Source organism: Pseudomonas sp. SWRI99 (assembly GCF_014270125.1).
Classification (GTDB): Bacteria; Pseudomonadota; Gammaproteobacteria; order Pseudomonadales; family Pseudomonadaceae; genus Aquipseudomonas; species Aquipseudomonas hamedanensis.
In genome coordinates this window covers 106,481-123,985 of sequence record NZ_JABWQR010000010.1, presented here as the reverse complement: position 1 = coordinate 123,985, position 17,505 = coordinate 106,481, and the positions used below count along the sequence as shown (strand labels likewise).

13 protein-coding genes are annotated in these 17,505 nt (G+C 59.2%); 10 read left to right on the top strand and 3 right to left on the bottom strand.

All coding sequences use genetic code 11. The features are described 5' to 3' along the window. Positions 1-9 precede the first annotated feature (9 nt). From HU743_RS10610 to HU743_RS10600, 3 genes are all read left to right on the top strand, one after another. Positions 10-687: a transmembrane anchor protein gene (locus tag HU743_RS10610; RefSeq protein WP_186648546.1), complete on the top strand. Its 678-nt coding sequence runs from the start codon at positions 10-12 to the stop codon at positions 685-687. Between the two features lie 898 nt (positions 688-1,585). After that, positions 1,586-2,098, top strand: a complete 513-nt coding sequence (locus HU743_RS10605) for a nuclear transport factor 2 family protein (RefSeq protein WP_186648544.1) — start codon at positions 1,586-1,588, stop codon at positions 2,096-2,098. Positions 2,099-2,563: 465 nt separating this feature from the next. Then, positions 2,564-3,031, top strand: a complete 468-nt coding sequence (locus tag HU743_RS10600; protein WP_186648542.1) for a metallophosphoesterase family protein — start codon at positions 2,564-2,566, stop codon at positions 3,029-3,031. A 228-nt stretch (positions 3,032-3,259) separates the two neighbouring features. Here HU743_RS10600 and HU743_RS10595 read toward each other — a convergent pair whose 3' ends face one another. The 3 genes from HU743_RS10595 to HU743_RS10585 form a co-directional block, all read right to left on the bottom strand. Then, positions 3,260-3,496, bottom strand: coding sequence for a hypothetical protein (locus HU743_RS10595; RefSeq protein ID WP_238351723.1), 237 nt, complete (start codon positions 3,494-3,496; stop codon positions 3,260-3,262). A gap of 254 nt (positions 3,497-3,750) precedes the next feature. Further along, positions 3,751-4,575 (bottom strand): PDZ domain-containing protein, encoded by an 825-nt coding sequence (locus tag HU743_RS27455; RefSeq protein WP_186648540.1) that lies wholly within the window; start codon positions 4,573-4,575, stop codon positions 3,751-3,753. A 341-nt stretch (positions 4,576-4,916) separates the two neighbouring features. Next, positions 4,917-5,849 (bottom strand): LysR family transcriptional regulator, encoded by a 933-nt coding sequence (locus HU743_RS10585; RefSeq protein WP_186648539.1) that lies wholly within the window; start codon positions 5,847-5,849, stop codon positions 4,917-4,919. A gap of 145 nt (positions 5,850-5,994) precedes the next feature. Between HU743_RS10585 and HU743_RS10580 the strand changes: the two genes are divergently transcribed. The 7 genes from HU743_RS10580 (at position 5,995) to HU743_RS10550 (ending at position 17,430) form a co-directional block, all read left to right on the top strand. After that, positions 5,995-7,041: an oxidoreductase gene (locus HU743_RS10580; protein ID WP_186648538.1), complete on the top strand. Its 1,047-nt coding sequence runs from the start codon at positions 5,995-5,997 to the stop codon at positions 7,039-7,041. Positions 7,042-7,099: 58 nt separating this feature from the next. Further along, positions 7,100-8,410, top strand: coding sequence for an MFS transporter (locus HU743_RS10575; RefSeq protein WP_186648537.1), 1,311 nt, complete (start codon positions 7,100-7,102; stop codon positions 8,408-8,410). A gap of 142 nt (positions 8,411-8,552) precedes the next feature. Beyond that, the gene (locus tag HU743_RS10570) at positions 8,553-9,455 is read left to right on the top strand and encodes a bestrophin family ion channel (RefSeq protein ID WP_186619125.1); all 903 of its coding nucleotides are present in this window, start codon (positions 8,553-8,555) and stop codon (positions 9,453-9,455) included. 33 nt (positions 9,456-9,488) lie between these two features. Continuing rightward, entirely contained in the window at positions 9,489-10,100 is a 612-nt protein-coding gene (locus HU743_RS10565) for a transferase (RefSeq protein ID WP_186648536.1), read from the top strand. A gap of 206 nt (positions 10,101-10,306) precedes the next feature. Further along, positions 10,307-11,434: a mechanosensitive ion channel family protein gene (locus HU743_RS10560; protein ID WP_186648535.1), complete on the top strand. Its 1,128-nt coding sequence runs from the start codon at positions 10,307-10,309 to the stop codon at positions 11,432-11,434. A gap of 96 nt (positions 11,435-11,530) precedes the next feature. Next, the gene (locus HU743_RS10555; protein WP_186648534.1) at positions 11,531-13,072 is read left to right on the top strand and encodes a methyltransferase regulatory domain-containing protein; all 1,542 of its coding nucleotides are present in this window, start codon (positions 11,531-11,533) and stop codon (positions 13,070-13,072) included. 269 nt (positions 13,073-13,341) lie between these two features. Further along, on the top strand, positions 13,342-17,430 hold the full coding sequence (locus HU743_RS10550) for an autotransporter outer membrane beta-barrel domain-containing protein (protein WP_186648532.1): 4,089 nt from the start codon (positions 13,342-13,344) through the stop codon (positions 17,428-17,430). Positions 17,431-17,505: the final 75 nt, after the last annotated feature.

Sequence of the window (17,505 nt, the reverse complement as noted above, 5' to 3'; positions counted from 1 at the left end):
ATTCTGACCATGTTCAATACTCCGCTTCCAACTGTTAATGAACTGCCCAGCACCCGCCAACTGCTGCGCTCGACCGTCATCGCAATACTGGTTGCCGCTGGCCTTCTGGTGACCGTCGTAATGCCCTCTGAATACGCTATTGATCCAACCGGTGTAGGCCGAACGCTAGGGCTGACCCAGATGGGCGAACTGAAAATCATCCTTGCTCAGGAAGCGCTGGCAGATGCCGCGCCGCCTCAAGCAGCCGCTCCAGCATCAGCTCCGACTCCGACGCCAACTGCCGCTCCAGCTCCGGTGCAGCAAGTTGCGCAAGTCCGGCCCGTTCAGGAGCCTGTTGCTCTGCCAGTAACGGCACCCTCCCCGGCCCTGAAGTCCAATCAGATGAGCGTAACGCTCAAACCTGGCGAAGGTACGGAAATCAAACTGGAAGTGCTGAAGGGCAAGACTGTCAGTTATGAATGGACAGCCACTGGCGGGCTCGTGAACTACGACACCCACGGTGAGCCCTACAACGGCGAAAAGGGTTACTTCCACAGCTACAACAAGGGCAAGCAGGTCAAAAGCAATAAAGGGGAATTCACCGCCCTATTTGACGGCGCCCATGGCTGGTTCTGGCGGAATCGCAGCAACAACGACGTGACCATCTCGCTGAATGCGACCGGCGATTACTTGGGCGTCAAACAGTAGTCCGAAACAGCCAAGGCTACTCTGCTACCGAAAATCGCTACGCATGGTCACAAGCCGTTTATCTCAACTTTTACTTCAAGAGTCTTGCCATGAAAAACCCGACAACACTGATTCGCTCGATACTCATGATTTGCTTCCTGGGCCTGATAGCGGCCTGCGGCTCTGGTGAGAAAAGTGCAACTTCCGAGAGCGCCGAGCACGGACATTCACACGAGTGATCCACTGGAAACGAGGCCGCAAAAGTGGCCTCGTTTTTTCTGCGCGACGAAAACTGCTGGATTCAAATCCCGCAAATGTCCGTGCGCAGCCGCCAGGCGTCCTTTGCCGGTGGCATTCCGAGCAGACCGGCGAGGCGAACCGCTGCATCCAGCAGTTCTGGAGTCGTATCGCTGAGCGCAATGCCTGCCGGCGGCGCACTGACGCTCTCGTCTCTTAGCGGATGACGCAGCGCAAGTTCACTCGTCCCTGAGCGCCCAGGCAGAGTGTTGGCTCGTACCCCACCGGCATAGGCATCGTGGGCGTAGCCGAGCGAATCAGGCTGACACCCGCAATCGAGGTGCTGTGAATGCCGTCACTTTGGGCGTGACGCCCGATGATATCGACAAGTTCTACCAGTGAATTCAAGAACAACTCCAAATCGTTGAAATGAAGATATTGCCTCGGATGATCAAGCAAGAAATCAGGACGATCCTGTAACAGCCCTCCTCCGCTCGTAGGTCACACTTCAGATGAGGTCGGCGGGTACTTGCCGGCCACTTCATGTCCCGGCAGACGATTCTTCGCCAATGCCCCGTATAGAACAACGGCGTGAGGGAACGCAACTACCGGCTCGTTCAGGTTAGCCACAACGGCCCATAAAAATGGGTAAGTTCTTCCGACAGATACAGGAGCATAGGAAATGACTTTTGTTCGACGCATCTTCACAGCGCTAACACTGGTACTCACGACATTGATTGGAGGACTGGCACCCGCCGTGGCCAGCGAACCGACTACGGAGCGCAACCGCCAATTCATTGCGCAAGCGTTCAACCAGTGGGCTCAGGGCGGCCGGACGTTCTTCACAGATGTGCTGGCGCCCGAGGTGATCTGGACCATCAAGGGGACGAGTCCTTCGGCGGGTACTTATCGGGGCCGAGATGACTTCCTGAAACGGGCAGTCCAGCCCTTCGCAAAACGTCTTGCTTCACCCGTGCGCCCGACGGTGGCGGATATCTGGGCTGAAGGCGATGACGTGGTTGTGCACTGGGACGGCATCGCCACCGCAGCCGATGGCGCGCCTTATCGCAACAGCTACGTATGGATTATGCGCATGCACAATTTGCGGGCAGTGGAAGTCATTGCTTTCCTCGACCTGGTGCCTTACGACGATGTTCTCAGGCGAATTCAGCTTGAAGCAGGCGATGGGGAATAAATAAGCCCGCGCTGATCGACTGGAGGATCTGCTCGCGAGACGCTGCAGGATATTACGTAGGTGGACATGTCGCCGAATGTCGGCTTTCGGCCAGAAGCGGACGTAATGACGTTTGTGTAGTATCTGCCTCTCTTCCCACCAATATGAGATGCCGATGTCTAGCCGGCACTCCCCATCCCCTACAAGAGCTGTCCTAGACCTGCAAAACGCACGTTCGCTCTTGGGAAAACGGCTGAGCGTGCTGCTGCACGACCAGTACTATTTCAACGACGAGAAAGATCAGAGTTACGTTCGAGACCGGTGACTCATTGATCTACCTTAACCAGGGTGACGATGCCATCGTATTGATTAATGCACTACCGCCAGTATGTGTAGGCCTCGAAACCTGCTTCGTTACCTCAATTTAATGACAGCTATGGGTCGAAATGGTCACTCCTACCCGAAACGTCCACGGAGAATTGGCCCATGAAAACCGCCGTAATATCCGACACTCACAATCTCCTCCGCTCCGAAGCCATCGGCGCGCTCCAAGGCTGTGACCTGATCATCCACGCCGGCGATATCGGCAACCCGGACATCCTCACCCAATTGTCCAAAATTGCTCCCGTCCACGCCGTGCGCGGCAACAATGATCTCAGCAGCCCATGGGCCAAAGACCTCCCCGACCTTCTGACCTGCACTCTCAACGGCTGGCACACTCTCCTTATCCATGACATCGCCGACGTCCCCGCCGATCTAGATCCAGACATAAAGCTCATCATCACCGGCCATTCCCACAAACCGCGCATAGAATGGCGCGGCGATCGTCTATACGTGAACCCTGGTAGCGCCGGCCCTCGGCGTTTCAAATTGCCGGTCACGCTGGCAATTCTCGAGATACAACCCGACAGCATCGAGCCGCGCCTGATTTCCCTGCTGGCCCCCCCCGCCTGAAATCGCTACGGTTACCGCGATCGAGAACAGGGAATCCATGCATGATCTGCAGCGCCAACAGTTGCCGCAGCGTTTTGTAGGAAGCGGTGTTCAACCACCTGGCGCCACCCGGTTACGAAGCGGTCAGGGGCACAAAAGGGAACTCATTTATTTCTCAGAGGAAATGAGCGTTGGCCGAAGCTGCTGGGTGACTGTCAGCTATCGGCCAAAAGCTGCCTGTCACGAAGGCTACTGTGAACGCTTTATCTCGGCAGCGAGCTGGGCAGCCTGGTTGCGCAACTCGCTGAATCTATTGTTCAACTCGAGATGGTTCGGTCTCCACGCAAAGACACCATCGGCAAAGGCCTGTCCAAGAATCAGGTCGTTCAACGAACCCATGTCTCCATAGCTCGACAGCAGGCAAGTGATTCCGGAGTAGTCGGAATCTTCAAGGAGGGTTTTGGCCTTCCGCATCCATTGACTCAAATGCGCATCTCCATCGTTTCAGGCACTTTTGCAAGCTGCTCAAGTACAGAGAGATCAGCTCTTTGGTTTTTGGTCCCATTTCTGCATCAGAAGTTTTATACAGAGGACCTCTTCCTCTCGAGGCAAACGCCACGCGAAATATTCGTGAATGATATAAACTGCAAAGCCCCGAGCAATCAGGGCTTGGTTATATATAACGTGGTGGCGGCTAAGCTTTCCGGACCCGTATTCACCGGACAGGTAAGCCCAATACCTCAGGTTTTACTGTTGAACTGAATACTCTTTGTGATTGTTTTTCCGTTACGACTAAGGGCGACAACAACTTTCTTGCCTACCCTTGTTTCAATCAGGGCGCCCAAGTGATTGCTGTTTTTTATCTTTTCGTTGTCAAGTGTCTCCAGTATGTCCCCAACGAGAATATCTGCATTGTAAGCTGGAGAGTCATCAGCGACCATGGTTGCTTTTACGCCATAATTTGACTGCCGCTCCTGGCGTTCCTTGTCCGTCAGGTCCGCTGTGCGAACTCCAAATACGACTGTCTGCTTTATAAAGTAAACGGCCGCGTAATCTGCCCGATGCTCTGTTGTCGGAACGTAATCGGTGGTTGTAGTGAGCGTCGTCCCCGTCCCTTTGACAATGGCATTGGTGTGGCCAGAAGCGCCCATCAGTAGCGCCGATCCTTCTGTTGTACTGATCGTGGGCTTTACGACCGCTGTCGAAGTTGCATAACTGCCCGTGTATTGAGGGCTCCTGATGACAATCAGATCGGCCTTAACGGCTCTTGCTTGCTCGACTGCAAATTTTTCAGGAATGGATTGGGGGCTGTTGAACGATGACTTGCCAATAGCGATATAACCTCTGCGAGCCCACATATCCAGCCGTTCTTGACCTTGCTCAGGACTAACGTTATCGACCAGTGGGGTTTCTGGTGGAGGGGCAGATCGAGTTTTGGTTATATTTTCGGGAGTGGCTCCGTTCAGGACGGAGTAGTAATTTGTGTACGGGTTGTTGTTTGCACATCCAGATAGTGCGGCATAAAAGAAAGCTAACGCAATAAATTTGGTTGCGTGTTTTTTCACTTTTCTCTTCCCTATACTTGTTTAGATATCCCAGATTCTTAGCAATGGCAATTTAACATGATTTCAGTGCGAAACGTATAGAGCGGCCGCGACGAAGTGGAAAACGCGGCGGACATCTATCACATTCACTAGAGCTTTCCAGGCAGACAGTGGGCATCCTGAACGTCGCTGATTCCTCAGTAGTTAGTAAACCGGCGACGTACGGCCCGCTAGCACGATCCCCTTGGGCAAAGGAAGTTCCAGTGACCGCTTCTGGCCGTAAGCAGCCGCTCAGGAACATCCGCTACTGGCCGATCGCTCCCGTCGCCATGGGCGCCCTGCTGGCAGACCATGTATTGGCCTTACGAAACGGCGCCGAAGACACCTGAGTTCTCCGCAATCTGCCGTTCGGCCCGAAGAAAATCGACAAACGCCCTGAGCGGCGAAGGCAGGTGACGGCGCCCGTGATAGTAAAGAAACGGACCGTCGAAGGCCTGCCACCAGTCCTCGAGAATCGGCACCAATCGACCATCGGACAGCGGCTCGCGCAGAAAATCCTCGAAGGTATAGACGATGCCCAGCCCGTTGATGGCCGAGCGAATTTTCAAATCGTGCGACGATGTCAGCAGTTGCCCCTGAGGTGGGATACGCACAACGCGGCCGTCTCGATGGAACTCGAACACGCCCACTTTGCCGCTCTCAAATCGATGGCCAAGCAGGTCATGGCCCGGCAGTTTTTCGGGCTGAGTGGGCGTACCGCGTTCAGCCAGATAGCGCGGGGCGGCCGCCGCAACGAAGCGCTGGCGACGCGGGCCGATGGGCACGGCGATCATGTCCTTGGCCAGGCTCTCTTCATAGCGCACGCCGGCGTCATACCCGCCAGCGTTGACGTCGACAAAGGTGTTATCCATGACGACTTCGACACTGATCCCTGGATAAAGGCGGAGAAAACGCGCCAGCAGGTCGGGCAACAGAAAGCGTGCCACCGGCACTGGCACATTGAGCTTGAGCGTGCCGACCGGGCGCTGAGCGTCGTCGTCCAGATCGTTGAAAGCGGCGTCGATTTCTTGCAAGGCCGGGCGCAGGCGCTCGAGCAATCGCTCGCCGGCCGCCGTCGGCGTGACGCTGCGCGTGGTTCGATTGAGCAGGCGCACGCCCAGGTCGCTTTCCAGCCGACGCATGCAGTCGCTCAGCGACGAGGCGGACAAACCCCGCTTTTGCGCGGCCGCACGAAATCCCCCCGCCTCGACCACCGCAGCAAATATCGACACATCGGTAAGGTTTGGTTTACGCATGGATGCTTCCTCCGCAGGCGGCTGACTGTACGCCATAGCGTACGGGCCATCCACCAATGCCCGACTTATCCTCGCGCATTCGTACACCGATACTGCTCACTCGCCCCGCCAACCGGGAACCTATTACGCGAATGAGAATTCCCCGATGAGCCATTCACCCGCTACGCCCAGCAATACCGCAACCCAACGCATCCTCAAGGCCGCCCGGACGCTGTTCGCCATTACCGCGATGGCCGGCACACTGGCTGCGCAGGCTACTACTCGAACAGAGCCGAAACCGGACTGGTCAACCCATGACATGCCCAGCCAGGAAGGCCGCATCGTGCTGGTGACCGGAGGGACCAGCGGCATGGGCTATGAAGACGCGCTGGCGCTGACGCGAGCCGGTGCCGAGGTGATCATCGCCGCACGCAACGCCGAGCGCGGCCGCGAAGCGATCGCAAACATCAAGCAAGCCGTGCCCGAGGCGCGCGTGCAATTCGAAACGCTGGATCTTGCCAATCTGCAATCGGTGCGTGACCTCGCCAACCGTCTGCAAGGGCGCCTGCCGAGGCTCGACGTGCTGATCAACAACGCCGCGATCATGTCGCCGCCTGTTCGAGGCGTTTCGGCCGACGGCTACGAGATGCAGCTGGCGACCAATTACCTGGGGCATTTCGCCCTGACCGGCCTGCTGATGCCGCTGCTACGCAAAAGCGACGATGGTCGGGTGGTCAGCCTGTCGAGCATCGCCGCAGGGCGCGCAGTGCTGAACTTCGATGACCTGCAGGCTGAGCGCAATTACGACCCTTTTGCCACCTACAGCCAATCGAAACTGGCGATACTCAAGTGGAGTATCGAGCTGCAGCAGCGCAGCGATGCCGCCGGTTGGGGGATACGCAGCATCGCCGCTCACCCCGGCGTTGCCGTGACCGAGCTGATCGCCCGTGGGCCTGGCCTGGACAGTAAATTCGGCAAACAATGGGCCGTAGAGCGGGACAGGTATCATTCCGCGGCGCAGGGCGCGCTGCCCACGCTGTATGCAGCGACGGCGCTGGAGGCTGTTGGCGGTGCCTACTATGGGCCCACCGGTGATGACGAGAAGCGCGGGCCGCTGGGCTTCGCCAAGATGCCTCCGGCCGCTGCCGATCGCTCGAACTCCGACGCACTGTGGCAACTTTCTGAGCGACTGACCGGCGTCACCTACCGCTGACCCCGCTGGAACGGGCAGGCTCCGTTCCATTGCCTCGCCACTCCCACAGGAGCGCACCATGGATATGTCTCTTCTCGCCCACCGCACGAGCGCCATCATCAATGCCGAGGCTCACGAGCTGCGCCCCGCGCTCAATGGCTTTCTGCTGTTCGTTTGCCTGTTCGCCGGCTACTTCATGCTCCGTCCGATCCGCGAATCGATGGGCATCACCGCCGGCGTCGAGAACCTGCAGTGGCTGTTCACCGCGACCTTCTTCGTCATGCTGGCGGCCGTTCCGCTGTTCGCCTGGCTCAGCGCACGCGTGCCGCGCCTGCATTTCGTGGACTGGGTGTACGGATTTTTCTGCGCCAACCTGCTGTTGTTCGCCGCCTTGTTCCTGGGCGAGGAAAGCCCGTGGCTGGCGCGAGTGTTTTATGTGTGGATATCGGTCTACAACCTGTTTGTCGTATCGGTCGCCTGGAGCCTGATGGCCGATGTATTCGACAGTGCCCAGGCCAAACGCCTGTTCGCTTTCATCGCGGCGGGCGCCAGCGTCGGCGGCCTGAGTGGCCCTGCGCTGAGCGCCTTGCTGATCGGTCCGCTGGGCGAGTCCGGCCTGATGCTGCTGGCTGCTGTTCTGCTGGGCGCTGCGATGTTGTTCAAACGCCAGTTGATGCACTGGCGTGAACAGGGTGGCGCAGGACGCCCCGATGCCGCGCCGAGCGAGAGCCCCCGCAGGCCGTTGCCGGGCAACCCCTTCAGCGGTATGACGGCCGTTTTGAAATCACCCTATCTGCTCGGCATTTGCGGCTTTGTAGTGCTGTTAGCGACAGTCTCCACCTTCCTTTACTTCGAGCAGGCACGTGTCGTCGCCGAACACTTCCCGAACCGCGAGGCGCAGGTGCGCGTGTTCGGCATCATCGACTTTGTCGTGCAGGCGGGCGCCCTGCTCTGCCAGCTGTTGATCACTGGCCGTGTCGCCCAAAAGCTCGGCGTCGGCGTGCTGTTGGCCATGGTGCCGCTGGTCATGTGCGCGGGGTTTATCGGGCTGATCTTCGCCCCCAGCTTTGGCCTTATCGCCGCGCTGATGATCGTGCGCCGCATCGGTGAGTACGCCTTCGTGCGCCCAGGCCGGGAGATGCTGTTTGCCCCGCTCGATGCCGAAAGCAAGTACAAGGCAAAGAACGTCATCGACACCGTGGTCTACCGCGCCGGCGACGCCATCAGCGCCTGGGCGAAAAGCGCGCTGGACGCCCTCGGCCAGGGTGCAGGCATGGCCGCATTGGTCGGCGCGTTGTGTGCACTGCTATGGGGCCTGCTGGGATGGCGGCTCGGCGAACGGGCGGACCGACGATCCAGTGTGTCGGCAGCGCGGCAAACCCCAGCGTAGCGCTCAAGGGGCATTGAGAGAGCGGACGAATAACTTTTGGCTCAGTCGTTCTGACGGTTGACTGCCTCACTACGGAACTGCCGGTCGCAAGCATCGTCCGAGCTTAAGCGTTTAAGCAAACTGCTCGCCACGAGGTTTCCGTTTGAAAGCTGCCATCGTCAAAAAATACCGTCTGATCATCAAAACCTTGGGCTATGTGGGCTGGGCCTTGTTCTGGCTGCTGCTCTGGGACATTGCCGTCACCGTGGACTTCATGCTGTTTCTCAACACCAAGCTCAACCTGCCGCTGATGCCGCTGACCTTGCTCGGCTCGGCGTTGATCGTGCTGATCAGCTTTCGCAACAGCAGCGCCTATAACCGCTGGTGGGAAGCGCGGACGCTGTGGGGGTCGATGATCAACAATTCGCGCAGCTTCGCCCGTCAGGTGCTGACGCTGCTGGACGATGCCGGTAGCGAGGTGAATCCGGTCAAGTCGACCCTGTTGCGCCGCCACGTCGCCTATGTGAATTGCCTTGCCGCGCATCTGCAAGGCCAGCCTTGTCCCGAAGAGGTGCGCGCGTTCATTCCCGCCGACGAGTTCGCCCGCAGTGGCACGACCAATAATTTTGCCAACGATATCCTCACCGGCTCGGCGACTTTGCTTGCTCGGGAATACAAGGCCGGACGCCTGGACAGTATTCGCCTGGCGCGGCTTGAGTCGACACTGGTGGATCTGTCCAACAGTCAGGGCGGCATGGAGCGGATCGCGAACACGCCGCTGCCCTACCCTTACGTGTATTTTCCGCGGCTGTTCATTTCGCTGTTCTGCCTGATTGTGCCGGTGGGGCTGGTGGAATCCCTGGGCTGGTTCACGCCGCTGGCGTCGACCGTGGTGGGGTTTATGCTGCTGGCCATCGAGCGCATCGGCACCGATCTGCAGAGCCCGTTTCGCCACAGCGAACACCAGATTCAGATGGAAGCGCTGTGCGAAACCATCGAGAAGAACTTGCAGTCGATGCAACGTGATTCCATGGGCGATGTGCGCAGGCTTGAAGAGCACGCTTGAGGACATCCACTTTAGTTATTCGGAAGGCTTTTCATGACATTACCCAAAATCGATGATTACATCGCTGGCTGGCCACTGCTGGGCCTGGACTCGACTGCCCCTTGGGCGATGGTCCAGGATTGCGAGAACCGGGTCCTGGCATTGCTCGAAACGCTCGGCACCGGATACCGGCGTCAAGGCAATTGCGCGGTTCACGAAACCGCCATCATCGAGCAAGGCGCTGTGCTCAAGGGCGCGATGATCATTGGCGCGGGCTGTTTCATCGCGGCGGGCGCTTACCTTCGTGGCGGTGTGTATCTTGGGAAAAACTGCATTGTCGGCCCCAGCTGTGAACTGAAAAGTACCTTCATGCTGGATGGCAGTAAGCTGGCTCACTTCAATTTCGTCGGCGATTCATTGATTGGCGAAGCGGTCAATATTGAAGCCGGCGCGATCATCGCGAACTATCGTAACGAACTGGACGGGGCTGATATAAAAATCCGCCACGAAGGCCATGTGATAGAAACAGGCGTTAATAAATTCGGCGCGCTGGTGGGTGACGGCTGCAAGATCGGCGCTAACGCAGTGATCGCTCCGGGCGCTTTACTGCGGCCAAAAATGCGCGTTCCTCGCCTCGGACTGATCGACCAGTTCGCCTACGATTAAGCGTCGGCATCTTCTGTCATTCGTTGTTCCAGGCGTTGACCATTCGATCCGGCGAATCTGCATTTGATTGAACAGCCCGAATCTCAGGGTAACTAACCCCAGACAGGCCACTTGGCGGCACCGCCCGCTCAAGCGGCGCTTACCTGGCTGCGGCCGGCGGTGTGCTTCGGCGCTGGCGTCGTCGCAGGCTTCGCAAGGGGGTTTCAATGACTGAGGATTTCATAGGCTTTTTCACGGCACACATGATTTTAGGGATCTCGTTGGCTAACTGGCTTGTCGCGTTTTTCGCCGCGACGATCAGCTACCTGCTGACCACGACGGCCATTCGTTTCGCTTTTCGCAAGGTCCAGGCCCGGGCCAGCGCCGGCAACGGTCATCTGACGTACATGGCCAGCGAAGTGTTGTCGGCGACCAGTACCACGTTGCTGTTGTTGGCGTCGATTCTGGTCGGGATCAGTTTGCTGGATCTGCCGGAGCGCTGGCTCGGGCGCGTTAGCAGTCTGTGGTTCGTGGTCGCGGCGTTGCAGGTGGGCCTTTGGACCAACCGCGCACTGGCGCTCGGGCTGCATCGTTATTTCTCGCGGCATAGCGCGACCGGCACGTTTCAGGCGAGCGCTCTGGCGACCTTGAGTCTGTGGGGCGTCAGGGTGCTGCTGTGGGCGGTGGTGCTGCTGGCGATGCTGTCGAACCTGGGCGTCAATATCACCGCGTTTGTCGCCAGCCTCGGTGTCGGCGGTATCGCGGTGGCGCTGGCGGTGCAGAATATTTTGGGCGATGTGTTTGCCTCGCTGTCGATTGCCGTCGACAAGCCGTTTGAGGTGGGCGATTTCATCGTGGTCGGCACGCTGGCCGGTACGGTCGAGCACGTTGGCCTGAAGACCACGCGCATCCGCAGTCTGGGCGGCGAGCAGATCGTCATGGCCAACGCCGACATGATCGGCAGCACCATCCAGAACTACAAGCGCTTGCAGGAGCGCCGGATTGTGTTCGAATTTCGTCTGACTTACGAATGCACCAGCGAACAGATTCGGCAGCTCACCCAGCGGGTTGAAGCGATCATCAAGCAGGAAAAACAGGCTCGATTCGACCGCTGCCATTTCCGCAGTTTTGGTGAAAGCGCGCTGGAATTCGAAACCGTCTATATCGTTCTGGACGCCAGCTACAACGTTTACATGGACGTGCAGCAACGAATCAATCTGGCAATCATGGAAGCGGTGGCCGAGCTCGATGCGGCGTTTGCCTTCCCGGCGCGCACGGTGCATGTCGCCTCGTTGCCCGAGTCCGCCGCGCTGCCGGCACGTACACAGCAATCTTCGCGTGCGCAACATGCTTGAGCTGAAGAGTCTGCGAAACCGGTTTTTCTACTTGTCGCGCACAATCACAACCCCTTATAAGACTGCCATTACTTCCGATAACAAGAGGCTGTACCCATGAGCAACGCCTGGAACGAAGGTTATTTCACCGACGAAGGCTACACCTACAGCTATAGCCGGGAGATCAATCCGGTGTTCCTGCGTTACTGCCTGTTGTTGCGCGGTTTCGCCACGCTGGATAGCACCGATGGCGTTCACTGCGAGCTGGGCTTTGGTCAGGGCGTGTCGGTCAACATCCACGCCACGGCCAATCCGGGTGGGTTTGTCGGCACGGATTTCCACCCGGGCATGGCCGCCCATGCCATCGACCTCGCGGCCGCTGCGAATAATGGCGCCCGTCTCTATGACGACAGCTTCGAGCAGCTATTGGCGCGTACCGATTTGCCGCAGTTTGACAGCATCAGCCTGCACGGCATCTGGACCTGGGTCAGCCGCGACAACCAGAAACTGATTGTCGAATTCGCCCGCCGCTACCTCAAGCCGGGCGGCATGCTCTACGTCAGCTATAACTGCTTCCCGGGCTGGTCGCCCTCGGCGCCGCTGCGCAATCTGTTCAGCCTGCACGACCGGTTCGCCAACGCCTCGTCGCGCTCCGATCAGCGCATCGACGCCGCGCTGCAATTTTCCGAAGCGCTGCTGGCGGCCAATCCCAAATACGCCGCCGCGGCGCCGAGTCTCGGCGCGCGCTTGCAGAGCATCAAAGGCCAGGACCGTCACTACGTCGCCCACGAATATTTCAATCGCGACTGGAACTGCATGTATTTCGCCGACATGGTCGACGCGCTGGCCCCGGCCAAGCTTGATTACGCCACCACGGCCGTGCCACTGGATTCAGTCGACCCGCTGAACCTGAGCGCCGAAGGCATGGATTTCCTGGAGACCATTGAACACCCGATCATGCGCGAACAGGCGCGTGACTATTTCGTCAATCAGCACTTCCGCCGCGATCTGTACGTGCGTGGCGCGACCCGGCTGTCCGCTGCCGAACGCCGCGCGAAGATGCTCCACACGCGTTTTGTGCTGCTGCAACCCTGGGAGACCGTAGCGGGTTCGGTCACCGGCCCTGCCGGCGAAGCGACGTTACAACCAGAGATCTACGGCCCGGTACTCGATGCTCTGGCGGCACAGGCTTATGCCGCCAAATCGATGCGCCAATTGCTGACCGAAGCTACTCCGCTGACTTACGACGACCTCGAACAAGCACTCGCCGTACTGATCGGCATGGGCGCTGTGGCGCCGTGCCAGAGCGAGGCCGCCGAGTCGCAGGTCAGCGGACGCTGCGCCGCGCTCAATCTGCAACTGTGCAAACGCTCACTCTACGCCGCCAACATCCAGACGCTGGCCAGCCCGGTCACGGGCGGTGGCGTGACCGTGAGCCGCTTCCAGCAACTGTTTCTGATCTCGATCAAGCAAGGCAAACAGCAGCCGGCCGAGTGGGCACAACTGGCGTGGAGTGTGATCAGCGAACAGGGTGAAGTGCTCGTCAGCAACGGCCAGCCGTTACTCACTGCGCAAGAAAATATCGCCGAACTGACCGCACAGGCGCAGGCGTTTGCCGAGCAATCGCTGGTGCTGCTGAGGGCTTTGAAGATCGCTTGATCCACGTATGACGCGGGCACGGTCGAAACGCTGCCCGCCCTTCAAATCGGCCGCGCGCATTGATCAAACAGCCCACCGAGCATGCGCGCGCTGACCGGTCGCTCCTTTGCATTCGCAAAGTGTCAGGAATGGTCTAGACCTATCAGGCAGATATTTGGAAACGTCCGCGCCTGAGCAGGGCGCGAGAATGGCCGTGCCTGTTCTGTCCGGGTTGAGCAGAACAACGCTCGGTGAAACGCCACCAGGTTCGACACAGGGAGTTGGTCACCATGGCGCAACCATTGAAGTCGCTTGAGTCGCCCTTTTCTGAATCCGCTATTTCGCCCTTGCCTGTCGGCGACTGCAGTCATGCTGCACACGTCACGCTGAAAATGGCTGTCGCGGTTGCCCTGACGTGTTGGTTCTCTTCCCCTGCGCACGCCGCCGGTGCCTGCCCTACCCCGGCTGTCGCCAATAACACGGAGTGCACCGTACCGCCCGTTAGTGTCGTCACGGTGACACCGGCGGGGTCGATCGGCTTGAATGCCAGCGGAGCGGCCGGGCAGATCACCGGCGACAACATCACCGTGAATCTGGCCGCTGCCTCCACAGTGGGTGCGATGGCGCTCCAAGGTGCTGAAGTCAGTTTCAACGCCAGCGTCGTCACCACAACTTCGATTGGTGCGGCTGCCACTGGCCAGATCGGACTCCAAGCGTCCGGGACCGACAGTGCCATTTCAGCATCCAATGCCACGATAGATCTGACCCCCAACTCCGGAACCACTCTGAACATGCGCGGGGCCACGGCAGATTCCGGCGGTACGGTTACGCTGAACAACACCATCGTTCAGGTCAGCGGCGGCGCAAACGGCACGGGCAACTATGGGTTGTTTTCGACCGGGTCAAGCAGCCAGATCAATGTCACCGGAGGATCGATAAGTACCAACTCGCGCGGGGCTTTCGGAGTGCTCGCTCAAGATGGGGGAGCCGTCACGCTCAATGGCACACAGGTCACTTCGGCCGGCGCAACGAACACAACTACACTCGCCGGCAGCCATACGCTCTTCGTTACGGGCGCCGACAGTCAAATCACTGCGACCAGCGTCACTGCCAGCGCTTCTGGCCTCAATTCGTCTGCAGCGCTGGCTGATGCTGGCGGTTCTCTGGATTTGATCAGCAGCACTTTCATCAATACGGGCTCCAGCAACAACGATAACTTCCCCAATGCGGGGGTCAGGGCGCTCAACGGTGGCAAGGTCGCAATGAGTGGTAGCGGCAGTTCGATTACGACGACCGGAGTCCGTGGCTATGGCCTCTCCGTTGAAGGCGCCGGCTCGCAAGCTCAGGTCGCAGACACGGCGATACAAGTGGGGGGAACGCGGGCATCCGGGATTTCCATCAAATCCGGCGGCGTGGCGCAGGTCAACAGCAGCAGCGTCTTGGTCAGCGGTGTAGCAGGCACGTTCGCCCCTGGAGTTCAAGTAGAAGGCGTGGGTTCAGCCCTGACCTTGACCAATAGCAGCGTCACCACCACAACGCCCTCCGTCAGTATCGGCCTGACCGCCAGACAGGGCGCAAACATTGTCGTGAGCGATAGCGCGATCACCACATCAGGCCCGAACTCGGCCGCGATCAGTGCCAGTGGCACCGCGGGTACGCCCGGCACGGTGACCGCCAATAACGTAACGATCACCACCACCGGCAACGATAACGCTATGGGTGCCATTGCTGACCTTGGCGGCATCGTCACGCTCAACGGCGGTAGCGTGACCACTAGCGGCAATCAGGTCAGGCAGTCTTCGTTTGCCCATGGCCTCGGCGCACGCAACCCGAACGGCACGCTGGTTGCCACCGGCACCGTGGTCGATACATCGGGACTGTCGGCCATGGGCGCATGGTCGGACGATGGCGGTACGTCGACGCTCAACAATGTGCAAATCACCACCAGCGGCGAGCGCGGTATCGGTTTGTTTGCGATTTCAGAGCAAGTGGGCGCGCAGTTCAACGCCAATACCACGGCGAACCGCACCACGGTGGTCACCACAGGGCTCAATGCCCACGGAGCCGCCGCCCAAGCGCGCAACGACCAGGCCGTTGAAACCGCGACCGTCACGGTCAACGATACCTCGATCACCACCCAAGGCATTGGAGCGGGGGGTTTGCGGGCAACCCTTGAGAATTATGGAACAACGCCTGCCGGCCGGGGTGAGGCCAACGTGGTCGCAAATCGCACCACGGTAGTGACCCATGGCATTGGCGCGCACGGTGCTTTTTCCCGCGACAATCCGACCTCGGTGACGCTTAACCAGAGTGCTATCCAGACCTCCGGTGCTCAAGCCCACGGCGCTGTCGCCGTGATCGGCGGGCGCATCGCCGGCGTCGATGCCACGGTGGCCGCCAGCGGGGCAAATGCAATGGGCCTTTATGCTCTGGGTATCCCTGGAGCGGTCTCTACCGCCGACTTCACGCGCAGCACGCTGACCAACTATAGCGGCCCGATAATCGGTGTAGCCGGAAGCGCGAACATCACACTGACTGACGCAAGCGCATCGGGTGGCAGTGAATGGTTGCGGGTAGGCACGCTCAATGACTTTCCATTGCTCGCAGCGCCGCTTGCGCCGCTGACAGGGCCCGCAGATTTCCCCGATGAGATCACCGGCGACTTACCGCCCTTGCAGTCGCCACCGATCACGGCGCCCACACCCCCCGTCAGTGCGGGACTTGCGAACGTGACTTTGTCTGGTTCGACCGTGACAGGCTCGGTTTTCACCGCGGCTGGCAGCGTGTCGAATCTGACGCTGACCAACAACAGCATCTGGCGTCTGACCGGTAATTCCAATGTGACGAATCTGGTCAATGATCCAAGCCTGATCGACTTTTCCGCTCCAGCGGGCGGGGTCTTCAAGACCCTGACGGTGAACAATTACAGCGGTGACGGTGCTATCGGGCTCAACACTTTCCTCGCCAGCGACGGCTCGCCCTCGGACAAATTGGTCATTGATGGCGGGACCGCAACGCCTCTATCGAGCGGCAACACGGCGCTGTTGATACGCAATGCCCGAGACGCCAGCGGCGCACTGGGGCGGGGGGCGCTGACCACCGGCAACGGGATCCTCGTGGTCGACGCTGTCAACGGCGGAACAACCTCTGCCAACGCTTTTCGCCTGGGGGCAAGGGCCATCGCCGGCCCGTATGAATACACCCTGCAGAGAGCCAGCGTAGATGGCAGTAACGGTGAAGCGTGGTATCTGCGCTCGACGGCTGAGCCCACGCCACCGGCACCGCCTGGTCCACCTGGTCCTCCAGCACCGACACCACCTGCTCCACCCGCCCCGCCTACTCCAGCGGTGCCGAACTTCCGGCCGGAAACCTCGCTGTACGGTGCCATACCGGCACTGGCCCTGGTTTACAGCCGCGGTCTTGTCGATACCTTGCATGAGCGAGTCGCCGAAGAGCGGCGCCTGCCCAGTGATCCACTGGTCAAGGAGCATGAGCAAACCTACGGTCCCTCCCTTGGCTGGGGCCGGATGATCTACCGCAGCGGCGAACGCGAGAGCGGCCACAGTGGCCCATTCGGCGATTCGCCTGCCTACAACTACGACATGCAAGCGTTTCAGGTGGGCCTCGACTTGTACCGTGGCGAAGACACCGATGGCAGTCATGATCAGGCGGGGCTGTCTTTGGCCATCGGCAAGATTGATGGCGGCGTCAAGCATTACAGCGGTTTCGGCGCTGGCGACAATGTGCTTCGCGCGTATAGCCTGGGCGGCTACTGGACGCACTTCGGCCCTGATGGCGGGTACGTCGACGGGGTGCTACAACTCCATCACTTTGATATCGAAGCCAAACCCAACGACATCGGCAAACTCGATTCCAAGGGCTGGGGATACACCGCATCACTTGAAACCGGATACCCGTTCCTCATCAATGAGGGTGAAGGTGAGGATCTTTACGAAAACCTGTACCTCGAACCGCAAGCTCAAGTGATCTACTCGAAAATCGATCTGGACGACAGTGACGACATCGCTGCCGACGTACGTTTCAAGGATGTTGATTCGTTGATCGGACGACTCGGCGTGAGGGCGTCCAAGGACTGGTTTCGCGAAAACGACAAAGGCGACACATTGCGCACCAACGCCTGGCTGCGTCCCAGTGTCTGGCACGAATTCAAAGGCCAACCGAAAACCGAGTTCTCCTCAGCAAATGGCGCTGTGCCGTTTGAAGCAGATATCGGCGGAACCTGGTGGGAAGCAAACCTGGGCGTCGATTACCAGGCGGACAAGAAAGTCACCTTCTTCGTTTCTGCCGGCTACCAGAAGTCGTTTGATGGCGACAACCACAGCTACGAAGGGATGCTGGGGGTGAAATACGATTTCTGAACTGGCCATGCGCATGACAAGTGCTGGCACGAACCAGATGTGCGAGCGAACTTGCTCGCGAAAGTGTTGGATCAG